Raw genomic sequence first — 18,073 nt, 5'->3', positions numbered from 1 at the left:
AGCCTATAAGTTCTTTCTTTTCTCCTTTTATCATCTAATGATGTTGTTGGCAAACCATAATCTCAACCAGATAATCCAACGAATTTCGTAACTTGTCACCTTAATGGGAGCTACCAAAATCTCTGCAAGTGTAGACACAGGAATTGGAAGACGTAATGATGAAAAAGATAAAGTCGACGAACAATTCTTAATCAACGACACACGAATAGTCGACCAAGTAGAACGTTATTTGACGAAGTACAACTTGTATCCTGTGTATGGCGACTACATTGATGTGTAGAATTTAAAACCAGCGTTTTATAAAATAACGCTGGTTTTTTTGATTTATTTATTAAGTTGTTCTTCAACCTGTTTTGATACTGATTTTTCTCCACCTATTATAGTTATCATTGATTCATTTTTTGTCAGATATTCTTTAATTTCTGATGATAGTTCGTCTTTTGCACTTAATACTAATACCGCATTTTCTTTATCTGCGTATGGAGCTGACACTAAACTATCTGCAAAGTTTTCTCCACTTGCTATTATAAATTTATCTGATTTGTTCATCAATTTTGCAATTTTAAAACTTGTTTCGTAGCGATTATCTCCCGCAATTCTTTCAACTTTTGATTTAGTAATAGTTTTTATATCATTAAAAGTTTTATTTGAGATTGATTTTTCTCCTCCAGCTACGTTTATTTTTTCCAATTTTAATTTACTTAATAGTTTTATAACTTCAGAATCAATCGTATCTTTTGCTACAAGTAATATTGGTGTATTATCTCGGTTAGATAAATTGGTTATTGCCAATGCATCTGCAAAGTTTTCTCCACTTGCTATTTGCAATTTATTAGAGTTTGACTTATGGATAACTTTTTCTGCAATTTTCAAGCTTGTTTTATATCTGTCTTTACCAGCTATTCTAGTTACAGAATATTTATTATTCTTTAACTTGTCTAATACTTCTACTTTAATAGAATTTTCTCCGCCTATTATAATAACATTCTTAGCCTTTAACCTTTTAATTTCATTTAATGTATCTTTTGAAATTTCATCTTTGGATGTGTATAATATAGCTGCTCTTTCATTTTTGGCTAAAGGAGATGCTGAAATTGTATCAGAAAAAGTTTCTCTATTAGCTATAATAACTGTATCTGTACCATTAGGATAAGTTTCTTTTGATACTTCAATAGCTGTTAGTTCTCTGTTTTCTCCAGATATTCTGTTGATATTTTTAGTCGTTTTTGAACTATTACTTTGGCCGACATTTGGATTTTCTAAATTTTTAGAGTTTTCTTTTAATTTCCATTTTCTTAATTTTATATTGTTTTTATTATCGGCTTTAACAAAATCAAGAGCTTTTCTATAGTTTTTGGATGATAAATTCTCGTTTAATTTTTTGAAATAATCTGAATCATTCAAATCGTCGATAGCCACTGAACTTTCAACTATAGAGTTCTTCACTACAACTCCAAATCCATTTTTTGTTTTTTTAGATTTTCCTGTTATTTTTACTAAGGAATTCTTGCTGTAAAAATTATCGAAATTTTTTCCTGTTCCTGTAGACCTTCCTGCTAGTTCCCCAACATCAGTTGTAGGAGAAGTTGAATTTAGGTTTACACTAGAGTAATTGTTAAAAATAACGCCTGATTGGTATCCGCACAACCCACCTATAGATACTTTATTTAATAAACTATCTGCTGTTATATTGCCTTTTGAATAACTGTTAAATAGCGCTCCAAATGCATTAATTCCAACAAGTCCCCCAGCATAAATATCTTTCGATTCTCCTTTTGCATCAATTTGAATTTCTGCAGATGAGTTTATTATACTAGACTTCAATGATTGCCCTGCAATTGCTCCTATATATTGTTGCGTTCTCATAGATTTTGAATGTATTTTTCCGTTAACATTTACATTATCAATAAAAGCGCCATTTTGTATTCCACCTGCAACAGCTCCTACAAATACTCTATCTTCAGATAAAATTGTATTATATATTTCAAAATCTTTAATGTTTAAATTATAAACCTTTCCTCCATCTATTACTGCAAAAAGAGCCGCAAATCTGTATTGGCGAGGTGTTTTTTCTGAACCAATCTTCATATTTGAAATAGTATGATTGTTCCCGTTAAAATCCCCTTTAAATGGGTGTTTACCTTGAGATCCTACTACTATCCATTCTTTTGTAAGTTTAATATCTCTATTTAATTTTACGTATTTATCAGCATAGTTTTCCTCTTCATTAACTGACCTAGCAAAATCTAGAAATTGATTTTCATTATCTATTATAAATGGATCATCTTTAGTTCCTTTACCTTTTTCAAATATATTATAATTTAGCTTTGAATAGTCTGTTATATCATTTATCTTTGATTTTTCTACCGCTTTTAATAAAGCCTCTTTTAATTTATTGTTTTTGATATCAGATATTTTTTCTTTTTTATTAATTATTTTATCAATTTCTTCTTTTGTAACTCTTCCTTCAAGAGTCTTAATGTCTATGATATCACCTTTTTTATCGAATTTAACTTTTACAACTAATGATTTATCTTTACTTCTTCCGTAAAAATCACCTTCATTTATTCCTTCTTTGGAATTCATTTGAAGTTGTTTTATAAGGTTTTCTGTATTTATATCATAAACTACCGATGTCTTTTTGTCAGAAAAAACAGGAAAACCTGATGAGTTTGTCCATTCGAAAATATTTTCAGCTAGATTTTCATCTTTTTTCCAGTGATCATTTGAACGGCTTCCTTTTTTTAAATTGATTCTAGATTTCTTAAGATTGGAATTTAGTACATTAGCCAGACTACTCGATATTTCTGACTTTGTCATTCCCTTTAAATCCATACTAATACAACCTTCATATGCCATTCCTTCGTCGCTAACACCACTACCTTTAACCATCCATCCAATAGGAACAGAAGGTTTTATAATGTTTTTATTCTTAGTAGCATTATCAGTAATTAGGACAGAATCCTTATCATAATAGCTTTGGAAAGTTGATCCAATTCCAGTTACCCATCCTGTTATCGCTCCGATAAAACCAGTGTAACAATCGCTAATAATATCATTTGTAGAATAGCAGTTTGAAATAGTTCCTGCATTTACTCCACAAATTCCACCTAAAGCAGTACTTCCTTCTTTTGTAACTCTATTTGCATTTGCTGATATATTACCTTTAGAATAGCAATTGAAAATAAGACCTCTGTTAGAAAGAGCCATGATTCCTCCACCTTCAGCAAGCCCTCCATCAGATTCTACTCTTATATCAATATCGCTTTTTGAATTTACTATTTTTTGTCTAATTCCATTTGAAACAACTCCCCCTACAAAAATATTTGATTTTGCATGAGTAGTTTTCCCAATTAATTTACCAGTAACTTCTATGTTATTAATAGTTGAACCATTAGCATATCCTGCTAATGCACCAACATAAAGCGCACTGTCTGATATTAAATTAAAATCAACATCTATTTTTAAATTTTCTATGTAGCTATTAGCTCCTAGCACTCCAAATAGCCCATAAAAAGCAATTTTTTTATCTTTTTCTGATGGATCTTTGTGTAAATTATCTTTGCTTCCAATTTTTAATCCACTTATTTTATGATTTTTACCATCAAAATGACCATTAAAAGCGTATTCTCCCAATCCTACAGGAACCCAATCATTATTTAATTCAATGTCACTAGAAAGCTCAACATACTTATCTTTGTAATCTTGTGTTTTTGATAAACTATGGGCAAATTTTATAAGCTGATCTACATCATTAATTTTATAAGGATCTTCTTTTGTTCCTTTTTGTCCTTTAAATAATTCATCTACAGTTATTGTTTTTTCATTAACCTTTTCTGTATGATTGTCTTCATGTGTAGATGGATTTTCATTGCCATCCTGCGGCTTTTCATCCTTGTTAGTAGAGTTTGAAACAGCATCTGGTTTGTTATTAGTTGTTTTCTCATTCAAATTCTGCTCAAACTTGCTCTTACTAAAGTCATTTTCGTTATTTGCTAAACTTTCAAAAGGAATCATACTTGTCGTCATAACTCCCGCAAGAAATAGCGCCATTATTTTTTTCTTATCTAATTGCATAATATCTCCCTTCGAGTAAAAATAATAATCGTTATCATAGATAACGATTATTATTTTACATTTAAATTATTTTCTTGTCAATAACAATTAATGCGAAAAATCGATTGTTTCTTTATATCATAAGTTAATTGACAATTTACAACTTATTCAATACACTTTAATTATAAATATTTTGAGGAGGGGTTTATTTGAAGATAAAAACTCACAAGCTTGTTCAATGTGCAGTGCTTGCTGCATTATGTTTCATCACGTTCACTTATTTGCAAATCAAGGTTCCTGTTCCGGGTGGAGATTTCACATCAATCCATTTTGGTAACGTGTTCTTGGTTTTGGCGGCGCTTTTACTTGGCGGGCTTTACGGTGGACTTGCTGGTGCTATCGGAATGACTATCGCAGACATTATGGATCCTGTGTATATTTTGGTTGCTCCGAAGACTTTCGTGTTGAAATTATGTATTGGTTTGATTGTGGGAGCAATCGCTCACAAATCTAAGAAAATCAACGAATCAAACGACAACAAATACATTTTGAAGTGGGCTGTTATCGCTTCATGTGCAGGAATGTTGTTCAATGTGTTCGCTGATCCATTTGTAGGTTATTTTTATAAATTATATGTCTTGGGTCAACCACAACAAATAGCATCTGCGTTGGCGAAAATCAGCGCCGGTGTAACTTTCTTCAATGCTGTTGTGACTGTTATAGTTGCAAATATTTTGTACATGGCAGTACGTCCAGTGTTGAAACGCTCACATTTATTGGATTAAAATATGCGTCAGAGTAAAATCTGACGCATATTTTTGTTGACAGTTTAAATAAAAGATATTACAATCAAGTTAGAAAGTAGGAAATTCTAACTTGAGAGGTGATAATATGTTAGTTGAACTTAAAGCAAAGTCGCAAGTGACAATTCCAAAAGATATTGTGAATTCTCTTGATTTGAACCAAGGTGACCAATTCGAAGTTATGGAAGAAGATGGAAAGATTATTTTCGTTCCTGTAGCTGTATATCCAGAACGTGTGATTGAAAATTTAAAAAAATCCGTCAAAGAACTAAAAGTTTCGATTGAAAATGGCGACCAACCTGTTTTTGACAATATTGATTCTCTTTTTGAAGAGTTGGACAAGTAATGAGCTACAAAATAACTTACACGAAATCATTTAAAAAACACTACAAAAAATTATCTGATATCGAAAAAAAGCAAACCAAGAAAAAACTTTCATTTTTTCTTGATAATCCAACACACCCATCCTTAAGAACGAAGAAAATTCAAGGTAGTAATGGCTTGTGGGAATCTTCCGTGAACATGGATATTCGAATTATTTGGTATTACGAAGACAATGAGATGATTATTTTGTTGGATATTGGTCATCACGATATTTTATTTGATTTTTGATTAAATTAAAAAATGCGTCAGATTTTACTCTGACGCATGTTTTTATTGACAGTTTAAATATAAGAATGTGATCTATTATCTCAAATTTTCAAGAGCTTTTTTCAATTCTTCGATACTTACGTATCCTTCGATTGTTTTGTCGTCTGCGATTTTTCTTCCTTCTTCAATCGCAAGTTTTGTCTCATCGTTTACAGAATCGATTTTTAAATCGAATGGGATTCCATTTTCCCTTATTGATGTTCTCAAAAACATATTTATTGCCGTTGTCATATTAAGCCCCAACTCTTGAAAAATATTTTCTGCTTTTTCTTTAATTTCTTTATCAGTTCTAATATTTAAATTAACAGTTGACATAATAGACCTCCTTATAAATATATTCTAATCCATTTACGATAAAACATCAACATTTATTCGTGTAATTTCATTACGTTGTCATTACCCTATCGCTATAAACACGATTGCTAGTATCAATGCTAATAGTCCTATAAGGATGCATTTTCTACAAGTAGATATTCTTTTCAATATCATTTCTTGTTCTTTTTTGGTAAATTTTCTGTTGTTTTTTCTCATCAAAATCCTATCCAACGCTACTGGTTGGCGGTTATTTTGTGAGATAGTTTGCCACACTTTTTCTGAGTTGACGTTTTTTCTAATCTTGGCGATTGCCAATATTTTCGATATTGAATAAATTCCATAAATAAGTGCTATCGCAAATATTCCTAAAAACACATAGCCTACTATTTTCATTCTATCATCTCCTTTATGATTAGTATAAATGAGATTTCGATTTTACTCAACTAACTCGCATAGCTCTGAATGAATTCAAAATAGCAAGCACTGTAACTCCGACGTCTGCGAAGATTGCAGCCCACATGTTTGTAAGTCCAAGTGCCGATAATATTAGCACAATTATTTTCACACCGATTGCAAAATACGCATTTTGTTTTGCGATTTTGAGTGTTTTCTTGGAGATTTTGATTGCTTGGGCGATTTTCGTTAGCTCGTCTGTCATGATTACGACATCACTCGCTTCGATTGCCGCATCGCTTCCGATTTGTCCCATGGAAATTCCGACATCACTGAGTGCAAGCACTGGCGCATCGTTGATTCCGTCGCCTACGAATGCCACTTTTCTTCCTTTTTCTATCAATTTCTTTACAATTTCAACCTTATCTTGTGGAAGTAGCTTGGATTTGTATTCGTCAATTTTGAGATTTTCTGCTACTGACTTTGCGACAGAATCATTATCACCAGTTAGCATGTAAGTTTTTTTGATGCCGACATTTTTCATATCAACAATTGCTTGTGCGCTGTCTTGTTTGATTTCGTCGGCGATTCTGATATATCCCGCAAATTTTCCATCAATTGCAACGTAGACAACAGTGTCTGTAGTGTCAATCGGTTCAAATTCAACATCTTTTAAAAGCTTAGCATTTCCTGCTAGGATTTGTTTGCCATTTATCACGGCATTTATTCCTTGTCCTGCGATGTTTTCTGCAGAGTCCAAGTTCAAATATTCTTTGTCCCCATAATAATCAATAATCGATTGTGCGATTGGATGGTTGGATGATTTTTCAGCGCTCGCAACGTATTGGAGCATTTCTTCATCTGAAAATCCAACTGATTTTGCTTCTACAACTTTGAACACGCCTTGTGTCAATGTTCCAGTTTTATCCATCACAACAGTATCTGTTTCTGCGAGCTTTTCGATGTAGTTACTTCCCTTAACCAAAATCCCTGCCTTGCTGCTCGCACCGATTCCTGAGAAAAAGCTCAACGGAATACTGATTACAAGTGCGCAAGGACACGAAATTACAAGGAATGTCAACGAACGATACAACCATGTTTGGAAAGGTTGTTTCAATATCAAAGGCATCAATATCGCAAGTGCTGCTGCGACCAATACTACAACAGGAGTGTAGACTCTTGCAAATTTCGTGATGAATTTTTCTTGTTTACTTTTTTGGCTGGATGCATTTTCAACCAAATCCAAAATCTTCGTCACTGCAGAATTTTCAAAATCCTTCGTAACTTTCGCATTCAAAACCTTGTCCATCACGATGTATCCCGACAATAGTTCCTCGCCTTTTGCGACAGTAATTGGAACACTTTCTCCAGTCAACGCCTTCGTGTCAACCATAGAGCTTCCATCTACTACCACGCAGTCCAACGGAACTTTCTCGCCCGGTTTGACTACGATAATATCTCCCACATTCACATCGTAAGGATCCACCTTATCGTAACCATCTTCTGTTTTCAAATTCGCAAAAGTCGGTGCAATGTCCATCAATTCCTTGATAGAATCACGAGATTTCCCAACGGCCTTGTCTTGGAAAATCTCCCCGATTTGATAAAAAAGCATAACAGCAACACCTTCGGCGTATTCTCCAACGAAAAACGCACCCAAAGTTGCAATCATCATCAAGAAATGTTCGTCAAATAACTGACCGTTTTTCAAATTCAAAAACGCTAACTTTATTACTGGAATTCCCACAATCAGATAACTAACAGCGAAAGCCGCAAGTCTTGCGTGAGGTTCTTTGATAAAAAATCCGATTGCAAAAAATACCGCCGAAGCTATCGTTAATTTTATTTCCTTATTCATTATTTTACTTCAACGTAAGGCTCAATTGATTTGATAATGTCTTTTGCTTGCGCCAAAACAGTATCAAACTTGTCATCTTCTACATCCAACACCATTTTTGTAGTGATAAAATTCACAGTAACAGAATTTACTCCGTCCAATTCCTTGATTTTCTCTTCCATTTTTGCTGCACAATTTGCACATCCCAAATTTTCTAATGTGTATCTTCTTTTCATAACTTTCTCCTTTTTATTTTTTTATTTTTCTAAATTATTTCTCGTTATTCTTGCACGTGTACTATCGCAATGTCGAAGATTTCTTTCACATGATCATCCGAAATCGAATAATACACAACTTTTCCTTGACGTCTAGTCTTCACAATGTTGCTTTGCTTCAACACCCTCAATTGGTGACTGATAGCAGACTGACTCATATTCATCACAGCTGCAATGTCGCACACGCACAACTCTCCGCTTTCCAACGCCATCAAAATCTTCACCCTTGTTTGATCTCCAAAAATTTTGAACATATCGGACAAATCTGCGATCAATTCGTCATCTGGAAGCTCATTGATAGTTTTTTTTACATTATCCTCGTGAATTAGCGTTACTTCACATTTCTCATCGTTGAATTTATCTATATCTATCACATCCTTTATATGAACATATGAATACTTGTTCATTTGTTAATTTGATAATATCATTTTATTTTTAGTTTGTCAATAAAAAAAAGAGATTTTACAAAAAAATCTCTCCTATATTTAAATCTTCAATTGTTCCGTCGTTGTATTTTACTTTCAAGCTAAAATCATCATTGATATTCATTGCAGTAGCTGGAATATAATCTCCGTTTTTGTGTACTTTGATTTCATTACCGATGAATGTGGCTTTGTTTCGATATTTTTCAACCAAACTATCCCTATCCTCGCTCCAAAATTCTAGGAAATTCTGCATTATTTTTATGACCAATTCTTCTCTTTTATCTGAGTCGTTTTTTTCTGTGATAAATCCAGCCGTATTTTTGATGTCTTCTGGAAAATCCGTTTGGTAGACGTTAATTCCGACACCAACCACGATATCAAGGCAGACATTTTTCTCAACTTTACATTCTGTGAGTATTCCGCAGATTTTCTTTTTCTCAAGCAGAATATCATTGACCCATTTAATCGACGTATTCACGCCGAAAATTTCGTCAATTGCATAGCTTACAGCAATTCCCATAATTGGTGTGATGAATTGCGATTGTTGGAATGTCATTTCTTCATTCAATAAATACGAGAAATACAACCCATTTTCTGGCGAGAAAAACTTTCTTCCATATCTTCCCTTACCTTTCGATTGAAAAAATGCAATCATCAACGTATCGTCTTGCTTTTCATTCAGAATTTCGTCGTTAGTCGAAGTAACTTCCCTTTTGAAAATCACCTTATTTATTCCAGTTTGTCTCTTAATTTTTTCCGTATCCATTAACCTTCATCCCATCTATCCCATTTTTTACGTTCTTTTTTATTCATTTCCTTGTCATCATCTTCTAGTCTTTGTTTCAAAACAGCGATAATTTCATCCTTCTTGTCGGGAATTACAGATGTCACAGCCACTGCCTTAGTCTTGTGAGTTCCATTGTAGACGCATCTTATGTTCAAATTTTCCACAAGCATTATCTCCTCAATGATTTGCTGTCTGATGGATACCCTTTTGAAATCGTGATTTCTCACGTTTTCTACAAGCTTTGCATTCTTGAACAAAACCAAATTCACAACCACAATTTCAAACGGGTTCACCTTGTTCAAAAACTCTGCAGTCTTCATTATATGTTCACGTGAATGTGCTTTTCCGCCAAGACCAAGCATAATGTAGACAGAATATTTTATTCCCAAATTATCGAGCCTATGAAGAGCCGTCAATTGTTCTTGTGATGTGACACCTTTTTTATGATAAGAAAGCACCCAATCAGACCCCGACTCAATTCCCACACAAATACGATCAATCCCCAGATTATTAAGCTCCAACAATTCTTCATCAGTTTTTCTGAGAATATCATCACTTCTGGAAAAACACGACACGTATTTCATATTTGGAAAATTCTTTCTGATTTCTTTCAAAATCTCCGTCAAATAATCATTATTCAAACACAAGGCATTGCCCTCCAAAAGCGTGAACTTTTTCGGAGTAAACCTCTTGTCCTCGTAAAAAATTTTCCTATCTTGTATATATTTTTTCACATCTTCAATGTCGAAAACCTTGAACCTTTTTCCAACATTCAAATCACAGTAGATGCATTTTCCATAAGAACAACCCACCGTTACGGGAATCATCTCGTTATGCATTTCAGGCATCGGAGTGTACATATATCTATCGTAAAATCCGTCAATCATTTAATCACCTTTGTTTGATATTTTACAAGTATTATAACACAAGATGTGTTTGCAATATGAATTTGTGTGTATCTAATTTTACCAAATAAAAAACCGGACACTAAGTGCCCGGCAAATTTTCAACTAATACTCCAAGTTAGGCATATCTGATTTGGAATCGTCCATTTCCAGATAATCCTCAGCTTTATATCCTAACACTGAAGCCACCAAAGAACTTGGGAATTGTTTAACTTTTCTGTTATAAATAGTAACAGTGTCATTAAATACCATTCTTGATGTTCTTACTGTGTTTTCGTATTTATTTATACTTTGCATTGTTTCCTTGTAAGTTTCTGAAGCCTTTAAATCAGGATAGTTTTCTGCTAATGCATTAATTCTTCCAGACAGATTTCTTAGGATTTCTTCATTATTTTCAATTCCTTTTACATCGTTTGATGATTGTCTCTTAGATATAACTTCCATCAAAGTTTTATATTCGTATTCAGAATAACTTTTTGTCGCCTTTGCAAGTTCTGTCAAAGCGTCAAATCTTGATTGTTGGCTTACTTTGATTTGTGAAAAAGCATTAGCGATATTTTCCTTAGCCATTACAAGACTTCTTTGAGTTGCAATAAAATATACAGCAATTATAACGACTAATGCAATCAATATTCCTACTACAGGTATTCCCATAATTTCCTCCTTAAAATTTATCTTCCGCCGCCGCCAGATCCGCCGCCTGAGAATCCGCCACCGCCGCCAATTGATGCTCCACCACCATATCCAGCACTTGATTGTGAGTTTGCAATTGCACTACTGTAAGTGTTATTTGAAAAGTGGTTTAGATACCAATAACTTGTGTAAATATCTCTATCGAAACTTCCGAACGTGTAATCTGGATAAAACTTTTTGAACTGTCTCAAAGTCTCTTCGCCTTTTCCAAACAACGTCGCTCCTATTAAAACCTCATCCCATAACGCTACTTCTATAGGTTCACGCTCATTAATCAGAGTAAAATCTTTTAAAAATCTCTCAAAAGCAGGAATTAACGCTGCCTCTTGAAGCCCTTTTTGAGTGTATGAATATTTTCTGAACATACCGCGTGAATTCTCAATATATTCATTATCTAATAAAAACTTCTTTCCATCTTTTTCAATAGATTTAATAATTCTCTCTAAGAAATCATCGTCATCCTTCAGAAAATCCTTATATTCTTTTTCAGTCAGAGTCACATCATCTCCTGATGCTTCTTGTAAACTTGAAAATAACAATTGTTCGTAATCGCTATTGAACTCAGGTTCTTTGAGAATCTCTATATTATATTTTTCGATATCTCTGCGTAATATGGCTGACTTTTCATGTGAAGTTGTAAAATCAATATTGCCATCTCTTAACCACACCAAAAGCGTTGTGGACAATATATTTTGAACCATATTTTCTTTTCCATTATATGCAAAAAAATTTGCCATTAAATTCTTTTCAAAAGGAATCTCCCTGTGATATTGTGGGTTTTTTCTGTCAACTTTGCCGACATTTTTGATATTCTTGTTCCTATTTGGATTAACTATCGCAAATATTCCTAAAGATGCACCAATTACGCCCATTACAGCAGTAAATACACCAAAAATTTTATCAATAGTGCTTGTAGGCGTTCCACCTTTATCGTAAACTCCACCGTTCTTGTAATCATCATACGAATAATCAGACCCTTCAAAAGCCTTATTAACCATAGTATCAATGCTCTTGTTCGAAGTATGATTTGGGCTAATAATTCCCTTATTCAAGGATAACATAATGTTCATATAGTTAGATGAATCAAATTTTTTTGCTTTGGCAACAATCTTGCCATTTTCTAAATTGACATTGCCATCATAACCAAATCCCCACACCCTAGCATTATCCTTGTTTAGTTTTCCATCAAATAGGCTAATCTGTAAAGTAACCTTATCAGGCGTAGGATCCATCTGATCATTTACAAATCTTATATTAAAGCCATCATAATCATTAAAATATGTCACAGCATTTTTAAATTTATAACGAATCGTATAAGTCTTATCCTTAAACTCAGTCTTACCAAAGCATAATTCAATACCATCTGACGTCTGATTTATCCCGTATTTTCTAGCTTTCTTGCTGAAATTAGAATCCACATCCCACGGATCCATACGTTCATACGGCCCCTTTTCATCAGAAACCGTAAAATCCTCTATCTGCATATGATTTAGATTCTGCATAGGAATAAAAAATTCCGTACCAGAATCTGGATTAGCCTTCCACACCTGCGTAATAGAAATGGAGCCATCCTTTTCTATAACAGCATTAGTATCGATAGATTCTATAGAATCAGCAAGAGAAACTTTAGAAGTCACAAGCATTATAAGAAACGCAATTATTAAAATTCCCCTTAACCTTAATCTCTTCATCTAACACCTCCACTTATTATTATATTATTACCCAAATATTCAAAAGTTGTATAAAATAATATGTAAAATTTATTTAATAATCAATAAATCATATCACAAGCAACATTCCACACGAAAAAAAGGACTCATCAAAGAGTCCTCATTATATCAATCTATTTTACTTCTTCAGCACTTTCCCATAAACCATGGATATTGCAATAACTTAATGCAAATACTTTACCTGGTTTGCTAGATTTTACATAAGCGTCAACGTGTGGTTTAGTGAACACTTCGCCTTCGCCGTGAGCACTTGCTTGGTAAGAAGCTACTTCTACTGGGAATTTTTCTCCTTCTGGTTGGAAGAATACTTTAATCCATGCAATGTGGTGTTCGAATGTGTTTGGGTGTTCGATTTCTTCACCTACGATTGCGCATACTTTAAATCCGTCGTCTTTTTTATCAATATGAATAACTGGAACGTGTTTTTCAGCTTTCCAATCTCCAGATTGAACTGTTTCTGTTAATTTAGCCATTAATATTACCCCCTATAAAATTTCTTACAGATTATTTATACCCCAATATTTTTTTATTAATCAAGGAGCTTTGGCATTTATAAAGTGATATTAATTGTATTTGTATAAAACTTATGATTTAGAATATCTTTTAACTCCGAAGCAAAAATAAAGTATATGGAATAACCACACACAAGCTAATATTATACAAGGTATGTATAGTTTTTTGCGAAACATTGTGAAAAATCCAATCGCCATTAGTATAGTTACCGTTAGCATAATACGTATTTTAACTTTCAAAGTCATTCCTTCCCCATTCGCAAATGTTTCCAAGTTATTTTTGTAGAGTTTAGTTCTTTTGAACCATCTATCTAATTTTTCAGAACTTTTACTAAAACAAATTGCAGATAACATTAAAAAAGGAACTGTCGGTAACATCGGCAATATCGCTCCTATTGCCCCTAATCCCAAGCTAATTAAACCTAAAATTATAAAAATTGTCTTTTTAAATTTCATATTCACCTCTACTTCTTTCTTTTTTTGCTTAAAATTATATGATGAATAGTCATAATTGGATGATAAAAAATCATTCGTGGCCCAGAAAACCTCATAACTTCGCAGATTTTTTTACGCATATCCGGTTTATAACAATGAACATTACAATTAGAGCAAAATGTCTTTGTTTCCATAAATGGACAAGAATTTATCTTTTTAATAGCATAATTTTTTAATTCTTCATAATCACTCAAGTCCTCTTTTGATTTCTGGTTCTTCTTACAATATAAGTCAATCATATTGCTTATCATTTTTATTTCTTTTTTTCTTTTTTTGTCTATATCCATTTTGATTAACTCACTCTACCATTTTCTACTGAATATACTTTATCCACAATTCTCATTGTAGACAGACGATGAGAGACCAATACTACCGTTTTACCATCTTGTTGTTGATAAAGAGATTTTAAAATGACAGCTTCATTAAGGCTATCTAAATTTGATGTAGGTTCATCTAGTAACATAAAAGGTGCGTCGTGCAAAAACGCCCTAGCAAGTCCCAACCTTTGACGTTCTCCTCCTGAAAGTGTATCTCCTAATTCTCCAACCGATGTATTATATCCTTTAGGTAACGTCATAATAAAATCGTGAATAGACGCCTTTTTACAAGCATTTTCTATCTCTTCATCGGTTGCATCTAATTTTGCTATTTTTAAATTATTTTTTATACTATCGTGGAATAAGTGGGTCTCTTGAGTTACAAAACTTTCCATATTTCTGAGATTTTTTGTGTTAATCTCAGAGATTTTTTTGTCAGAAATCTTTAGTTCTCCCTCTTGAACGTCCCAAAATCGCATAAATAATTTTAATATAGTTGATTTCCCGCTACCACTTCTTCCTACAATCCCTATAATTTTATTTTTAGGTATATCCATTGAAAAGTTCTTTAATATTTTTTCATTTTCGTATGCAAAGCTAACGTTATTCGCATAAGCTCCTTGAAATTTTATTTCTGATTTTCCTTGAATATCTTTTACAAGAGGTTCCTCCTCTAAAATATCTAAAACTCTATTTCCTGCTGCCAACGTGTTTTGTAATGTGCTTCCCAAATTTGCCAATGATATAACCGGTCCAAAAGAACTCATCAACGCGATTAACGGCAATAATACTCCCGAAAAATTTACAACTCCTTTTTCATACAATAAAATTGCACAAATTAAAATGGAAATATCAAATAAAATGATTACTCCATTTGTAACTGCTGCATTAATTCCCATATTTTTCTTCATATTTTTTTCTATGTCAGATAGCAATTGTGATTTTTTATCTATTTGATTTAAACGATTTTCACCATCTCCATACTGAATAGTTTCATCTAAACCTCTCATGCTATCCAATACAAAGCTCGACAATTCTCCAGATTTATTACGAAAATTAACTGCATTTTCACCACCTAATCTGTTCATTAGTATTGGTAAAATAATCCCCACAGTTATATAGGCAATTGCAGAAATAAATCCATATATTGGATGAAAACTTCCTATAAACAACACCATAACTACCGAAAATAAAACTGCTATTGCAATAGGAGATATAGTATGTGCGTAGAAAACTTCCAAAAGTTCTACATCAGAAGTAATTAAAGAAATTAAATTCCCCCTGTCTTTTCCCTCTAATTTTGCGGGACATAGCTTTCTCAAAGCAAAAAATATTTTACTTCGTATCAAAGCCAATAATTTAAAAGCAATGTAGTGATTAAAAGATTGCTCTGCATATCTTAAAAATCCTCTTATCAACGCAAATACCACCAACATAACAAAAGCAGTCATATAAGTTAATTTCACAGATTGTCCTAGCACATCTAATAGGGCAACTCCTCCTAACACCGTGATAAATGTCGCACATAAGTTTCCCAATAATCCCATTATAATTGCCAAAATCATATATCCAGTCAGCGGTCTCACCAATCCTATTAATTTTTTCATAACAATAAATCCATTACGTTGTTTCATGGTTCTCCTCCTTGTTATAACATTCTAATTCTTGCTGAGTTTCCCACAAACTAGCATAAACACAACCCTTATCTAACAATAATTCATGACTGCCACTTTCTATTACACGACCTTTATCCATGACGTAAATAACATCTGAATTTTTGACATTGACAAGCCTGTGAGAAATCATAATTACAGTCTTATACTTTGCTAAATTATGAATTTCATTCATAATAGCCTCTTCGCTCTCTAAATCGATATTTGATGTAGCTTCGTCAAATATATACACCGGAGTATTATGAAGTAAAGCTCTCGCTAATGCCAATCTTTGACATTGACCTCCTGATAAATTTCCTCCTTTTTCGCTAACCAATGTATCCAAACCATTCTCATTTTGAAGAAAATCAAATAATTTAGCTCTTTTTAAAACGCTTGAAAGTTCATCATCTGTGGAATTTGGCTTTGCTATTAAAAGATTTTCCCTTACAGTACCTTTAAATAAATAGCTATTATGTCCAATATACGTTATATTTTCCATAATACTTTTTTCAGTAATTTTAGAAAGTTCGATTCCAGATATTTTTATAGATCCATAATAATTTTTGTTTTTTTTCATTAAAATCGCTGCAGTTGTCGATTTCCCACAACCTGACTCGCCTACAATAGCTGTGAATTTTCCGTGTTCCAACTTCATATTTACTCTATGTAATACTTCCTTATCTTCCTCATAAGAAAAATTAACATCTCTGATTTCAATATCTCCCATTTTAAATTCATACTCGCCATCTTCAGATTCAGTAATATCTAAGAGTTTAAAAATTTTGCCACTTGCTGCCATTCCATTCATTGCAATATGAAAAAACGAACCTAAAAGTCTCATAGGCAAGAAAAATTCTGCTGATAATAAAATAATAAGTATACAACCCGACAAATCAATATTTCCAGTCTTAAAATTATACACAGCTAGGATAGAACCAATAGCAGCTCCACCATAAGCAATTACATCCATTATCGTTATGGAATTTAGTTGCATAGCCAATACTTTCATAGTAATTTTACGAAATTTTTCCGACTCTTCATTCATCTTTTCGTGCTTAAATTCATCTGACTGATAAATTTTCAGAGTAGTCAATCCTTGTAAATTTTCTAAAAAAGTATCGCCTAAAGCAGTATATTGTCCCCAATATTTTGATAATAACTTCTTAGCCCAAGTCATTACTACTGCTATAGAAATTGGAATAAGCGGAACACAAAGTAACAATATTATCGCAGAAGAAAAATTTATCGGAGCCAAAACACAAAAAAGAGTTACAGGTGCTAACATAGAATAAAAAAATTGTGGCAAATACGAACCAAAATAAGTTTCTAACTGATCAACTCCCTCTACCGCTACCTGAACTATCTCAGAAGTATTAACATCATCACGATAAGAACTTCCCAATGAAAGTAACTTCCTATAAATCTTTTTTCTAAAAGTAATCTTAACCTCTTTTGAAGATAAATAACTCATTCTCGATGATAGAAAATAACAAATCATTCTAGTTAACAAACAAAATAGAACCACTACTGAAAGATAAATAATATCTTTTTTATCTAAAGTTTTATCGTAAAGTTTACCTAAAACTTTCGTAATTGCAAACATCATTACAATATTTGCTACCAATGATATCCATTGACTCAAAACATTTAATGTAACGTATTTTTTGCTTTTCTCGACTATTTTAATAAGTCTTTTATCAATCATCATATAAATTTCTCCTCACTATATAATTTAAATTTACATTTAAAATAAAATTTCATTTAAACTAATAAATTTATTCACGATTACAAATAATATTAAAAACCATTATCACTAACACTATCAAATATAGCATTAAATACCACTTTTTTCAAGTCAAAAGGTCCTTCTACTATTATATTTTTAACTTCTTGTACAATGGTTAGTTTATATCCAAATATCAAAAAAGCAGTAGTAATAAATCCAGTAAATGTACTTATTCTTTCATAAATTAATGCTAAGTCCATAAATAACAGGAATATTCCATACATAAATACAAACGATAAAAATATTGACAGTAGTATGTTTGATTTGAATATTTGAATTCCTCCAAATCCGTTTTTTCCTATAATTGAAACTATTTCGCCCTTTTCTATTTGCAAATTCTCAACGTCAAGCACTGTCTTAGCGTTGAATGATTTTTTAATATTATTAAATTGTATATACATTAGATGCTCCTATGTAAAATGGCACCGATACCGATGC

20 protein-coding genes are annotated in these 18,073 nt (G+C 32.6%); 4 read left to right on the top strand and 16 right to left on the bottom strand.

Annotated features, from left to right (window positions below; translation table 11 throughout):
* Positions 1-103 precede the first annotated feature (103 nt).
* Positions 104-280 carry a hypothetical protein gene (locus GKF99_RS04780; RefSeq protein ID WP_227930590.1) on the top strand — a complete coding sequence of 59 codons (177 nt, stop codon included), beginning with the start codon at positions 104-106 and terminating at the stop codon, positions 278-280.
* Positions 281-324: 44 nt separating this feature from the next.
* Here the strand turns inward: GKF99_RS04780 and GKF99_RS04775 are convergent, their stop codons facing one another.
* On the bottom strand, positions 325-4,077 hold the full coding sequence (locus GKF99_RS04775) for a cell wall-binding repeat-containing protein (RefSeq protein ID WP_154255024.1): 3,753 nt from the start codon (positions 4,075-4,077) through the stop codon (positions 325-327).
* A 188-nt stretch (positions 4,078-4,265) separates the two neighbouring features.
* Between GKF99_RS04775 and GKF99_RS04770 the strand changes: the two genes are divergently transcribed.
* The 3 genes from GKF99_RS04770 to GKF99_RS04760 all read left to right on the top strand — a co-directional run bounded on the left by GKF99_RS04770 (position 4,266) and on the right by GKF99_RS04760 (position 5,471).
* The gene (locus tag GKF99_RS04770; protein WP_094225289.1) at positions 4,266-4,841 is read left to right on the top strand and encodes an ECF transporter S component; all 576 of its coding nucleotides are present in this window, start codon (positions 4,266-4,268) and stop codon (positions 4,839-4,841) included.
* 106 nt (positions 4,842-4,947) lie between these two features.
* The gene (locus GKF99_RS04765; RefSeq protein WP_094203134.1) at positions 4,948-5,205 is read left to right on the top strand and encodes an AbrB/MazE/SpoVT family DNA-binding domain-containing protein; all 258 of its coding nucleotides are present in this window, start codon (positions 4,948-4,950) and stop codon (positions 5,203-5,205) included.
* Positions 5,205-5,471, top strand: a complete 267-nt coding sequence (locus GKF99_RS04760) for a type II toxin-antitoxin system mRNA interferase toxin, RelE/StbE family (protein WP_154255025.1) — start codon at positions 5,205-5,207, stop codon at positions 5,469-5,471. Before GKF99_RS04765 ends, GKF99_RS04760 begins: the two co-directional genes overlap by 1 nt.
* 75 nt (positions 5,472-5,546) lie before the next feature.
* Here the strand turns inward: GKF99_RS04760 and GKF99_RS04755 are convergent, their stop codons facing one another.
* From GKF99_RS04755 to GKF99_RS08685, 15 genes are all read right to left on the bottom strand, one after another.
* Positions 5,547-5,825 carry a type II toxin-antitoxin system RelB/DinJ family antitoxin gene (locus GKF99_RS04755; RefSeq protein ID WP_102164665.1) on the bottom strand — a complete coding sequence of 93 codons (279 nt, stop codon included), beginning with the start codon at positions 5,823-5,825 and terminating at the stop codon, positions 5,547-5,549.
* An 81-nt stretch (positions 5,826-5,906) separates the two neighbouring features.
* A complete protein-coding gene (locus GKF99_RS04750) occupies positions 5,907-6,218 on the bottom strand; it encodes a hypothetical protein (protein WP_060790944.1) in 312 nt (103 codons plus the stop codon).
* A gap of 46 nt (positions 6,219-6,264) precedes the next feature.
* On the bottom strand, positions 6,265-8,076 hold the full coding sequence (locus tag GKF99_RS04745; protein WP_154255026.1) for a heavy metal translocating P-type ATPase: 1,812 nt from the start codon (positions 8,074-8,076) through the stop codon (positions 6,265-6,267).
* Positions 8,076-8,291 carry a heavy-metal-associated domain-containing protein gene (locus GKF99_RS04740; protein WP_035112013.1) on the bottom strand — a complete coding sequence of 72 codons (216 nt, stop codon included), beginning with the start codon at positions 8,289-8,291 and terminating at the stop codon, positions 8,076-8,078. The genes GKF99_RS04745 and GKF99_RS04740 overlap by 1 nt, the downstream gene beginning before the upstream one ends.
* A gap of 44 nt (positions 8,292-8,335) precedes the next feature.
* On the bottom strand, positions 8,336-8,737 hold the full coding sequence (locus tag GKF99_RS04735) for a metalloregulator ArsR/SmtB family transcription factor (RefSeq protein WP_154255027.1): 402 nt from the start codon (positions 8,735-8,737) through the stop codon (positions 8,336-8,338).
* A 55-nt stretch (positions 8,738-8,792) separates the two neighbouring features.
* Positions 8,793-9,521, bottom strand: coding sequence for a biotin--[acetyl-CoA-carboxylase] ligase (locus tag GKF99_RS04730; protein ID WP_154255028.1), 729 nt, complete (start codon positions 9,519-9,521; stop codon positions 8,793-8,795).
* Positions 9,521-10,429, bottom strand: coding sequence for a radical SAM protein (locus GKF99_RS04725; protein ID WP_154255029.1), 909 nt, complete (start codon positions 10,427-10,429; stop codon positions 9,521-9,523). The genes GKF99_RS04730 and GKF99_RS04725 overlap by 1 nt, the downstream gene beginning before the upstream one ends.
* A gap of 123 nt (positions 10,430-10,552) precedes the next feature.
* Positions 10,553-11,101 carry a LemA family protein gene (locus GKF99_RS04720; protein ID WP_154255030.1) on the bottom strand — a complete coding sequence of 183 codons (549 nt, stop codon included), beginning with the start codon at positions 11,099-11,101 and terminating at the stop codon, positions 10,553-10,555.
* A 17-nt stretch (positions 11,102-11,118) separates the two neighbouring features.
* Positions 11,119-12,831 (bottom strand): DUF2207 domain-containing protein, encoded by a 1,713-nt coding sequence (locus tag GKF99_RS04715; RefSeq protein WP_154255031.1) that lies wholly within the window; start codon positions 12,829-12,831, stop codon positions 11,119-11,121.
* Between the two features lie 152 nt (positions 12,832-12,983).
* Positions 12,984-13,343: a desulfoferrodoxin family protein gene (locus GKF99_RS04710; RefSeq protein ID WP_154255032.1), complete on the bottom strand. Its 360-nt coding sequence runs from the start codon at positions 13,341-13,343 to the stop codon at positions 12,984-12,986.
* A gap of 111 nt (positions 13,344-13,454) precedes the next feature.
* Complete coding sequence (locus GKF99_RS04705; RefSeq protein ID WP_154255033.1) at positions 13,455-13,838, bottom strand: YbaN family protein; 384 nt, start codon at positions 13,836-13,838, stop codon at positions 13,455-13,457.
* Positions 13,839-13,846: 8 nt separating this feature from the next.
* Positions 13,847-14,164 carry a nitrous oxide-stimulated promoter family protein gene (locus GKF99_RS04700; protein WP_154255034.1) on the bottom strand — a complete coding sequence of 106 codons (318 nt, stop codon included), beginning with the start codon at positions 14,162-14,164 and terminating at the stop codon, positions 13,847-13,849.
* A 5-nt stretch (positions 14,165-14,169) separates the two neighbouring features.
* Positions 14,170-15,828: a thiol reductant ABC exporter subunit CydC gene (gene cydC, locus GKF99_RS04695; RefSeq protein ID WP_094224104.1), complete on the bottom strand. Its 1,659-nt coding sequence runs from the start codon at positions 15,826-15,828 to the stop codon at positions 14,170-14,172.
* Positions 15,815-17,557: an ABC transporter ATP-binding protein/permease gene (locus GKF99_RS04690; RefSeq protein WP_172976422.1), complete on the bottom strand. Its 1,743-nt coding sequence runs from the start codon at positions 17,555-17,557 to the stop codon at positions 15,815-15,817. The genes cydC and GKF99_RS04690 overlap by 14 nt, the downstream gene beginning before the upstream one ends.
* Before the next feature lie 89 nt (positions 17,558-17,646).
* Entirely contained in the window at positions 17,647-18,036 is a 390-nt protein-coding gene (locus GKF99_RS08685; RefSeq protein ID WP_094205012.1) for a hypothetical protein, read from the bottom strand.
* Positions 18,037-18,073: the final 37 nt, after the last annotated feature.

Origin of the sequence: Finegoldia sp. BIOML-A2, assembly GCF_009678315.1 — a bacterium.
GTDB lineage: Bacteria > Bacillota > Clostridia > Tissierellales > Peptoniphilaceae > Finegoldia > Finegoldia magna.
This window is presented reverse-complemented; position numbering and strand designations above follow the sequence as displayed.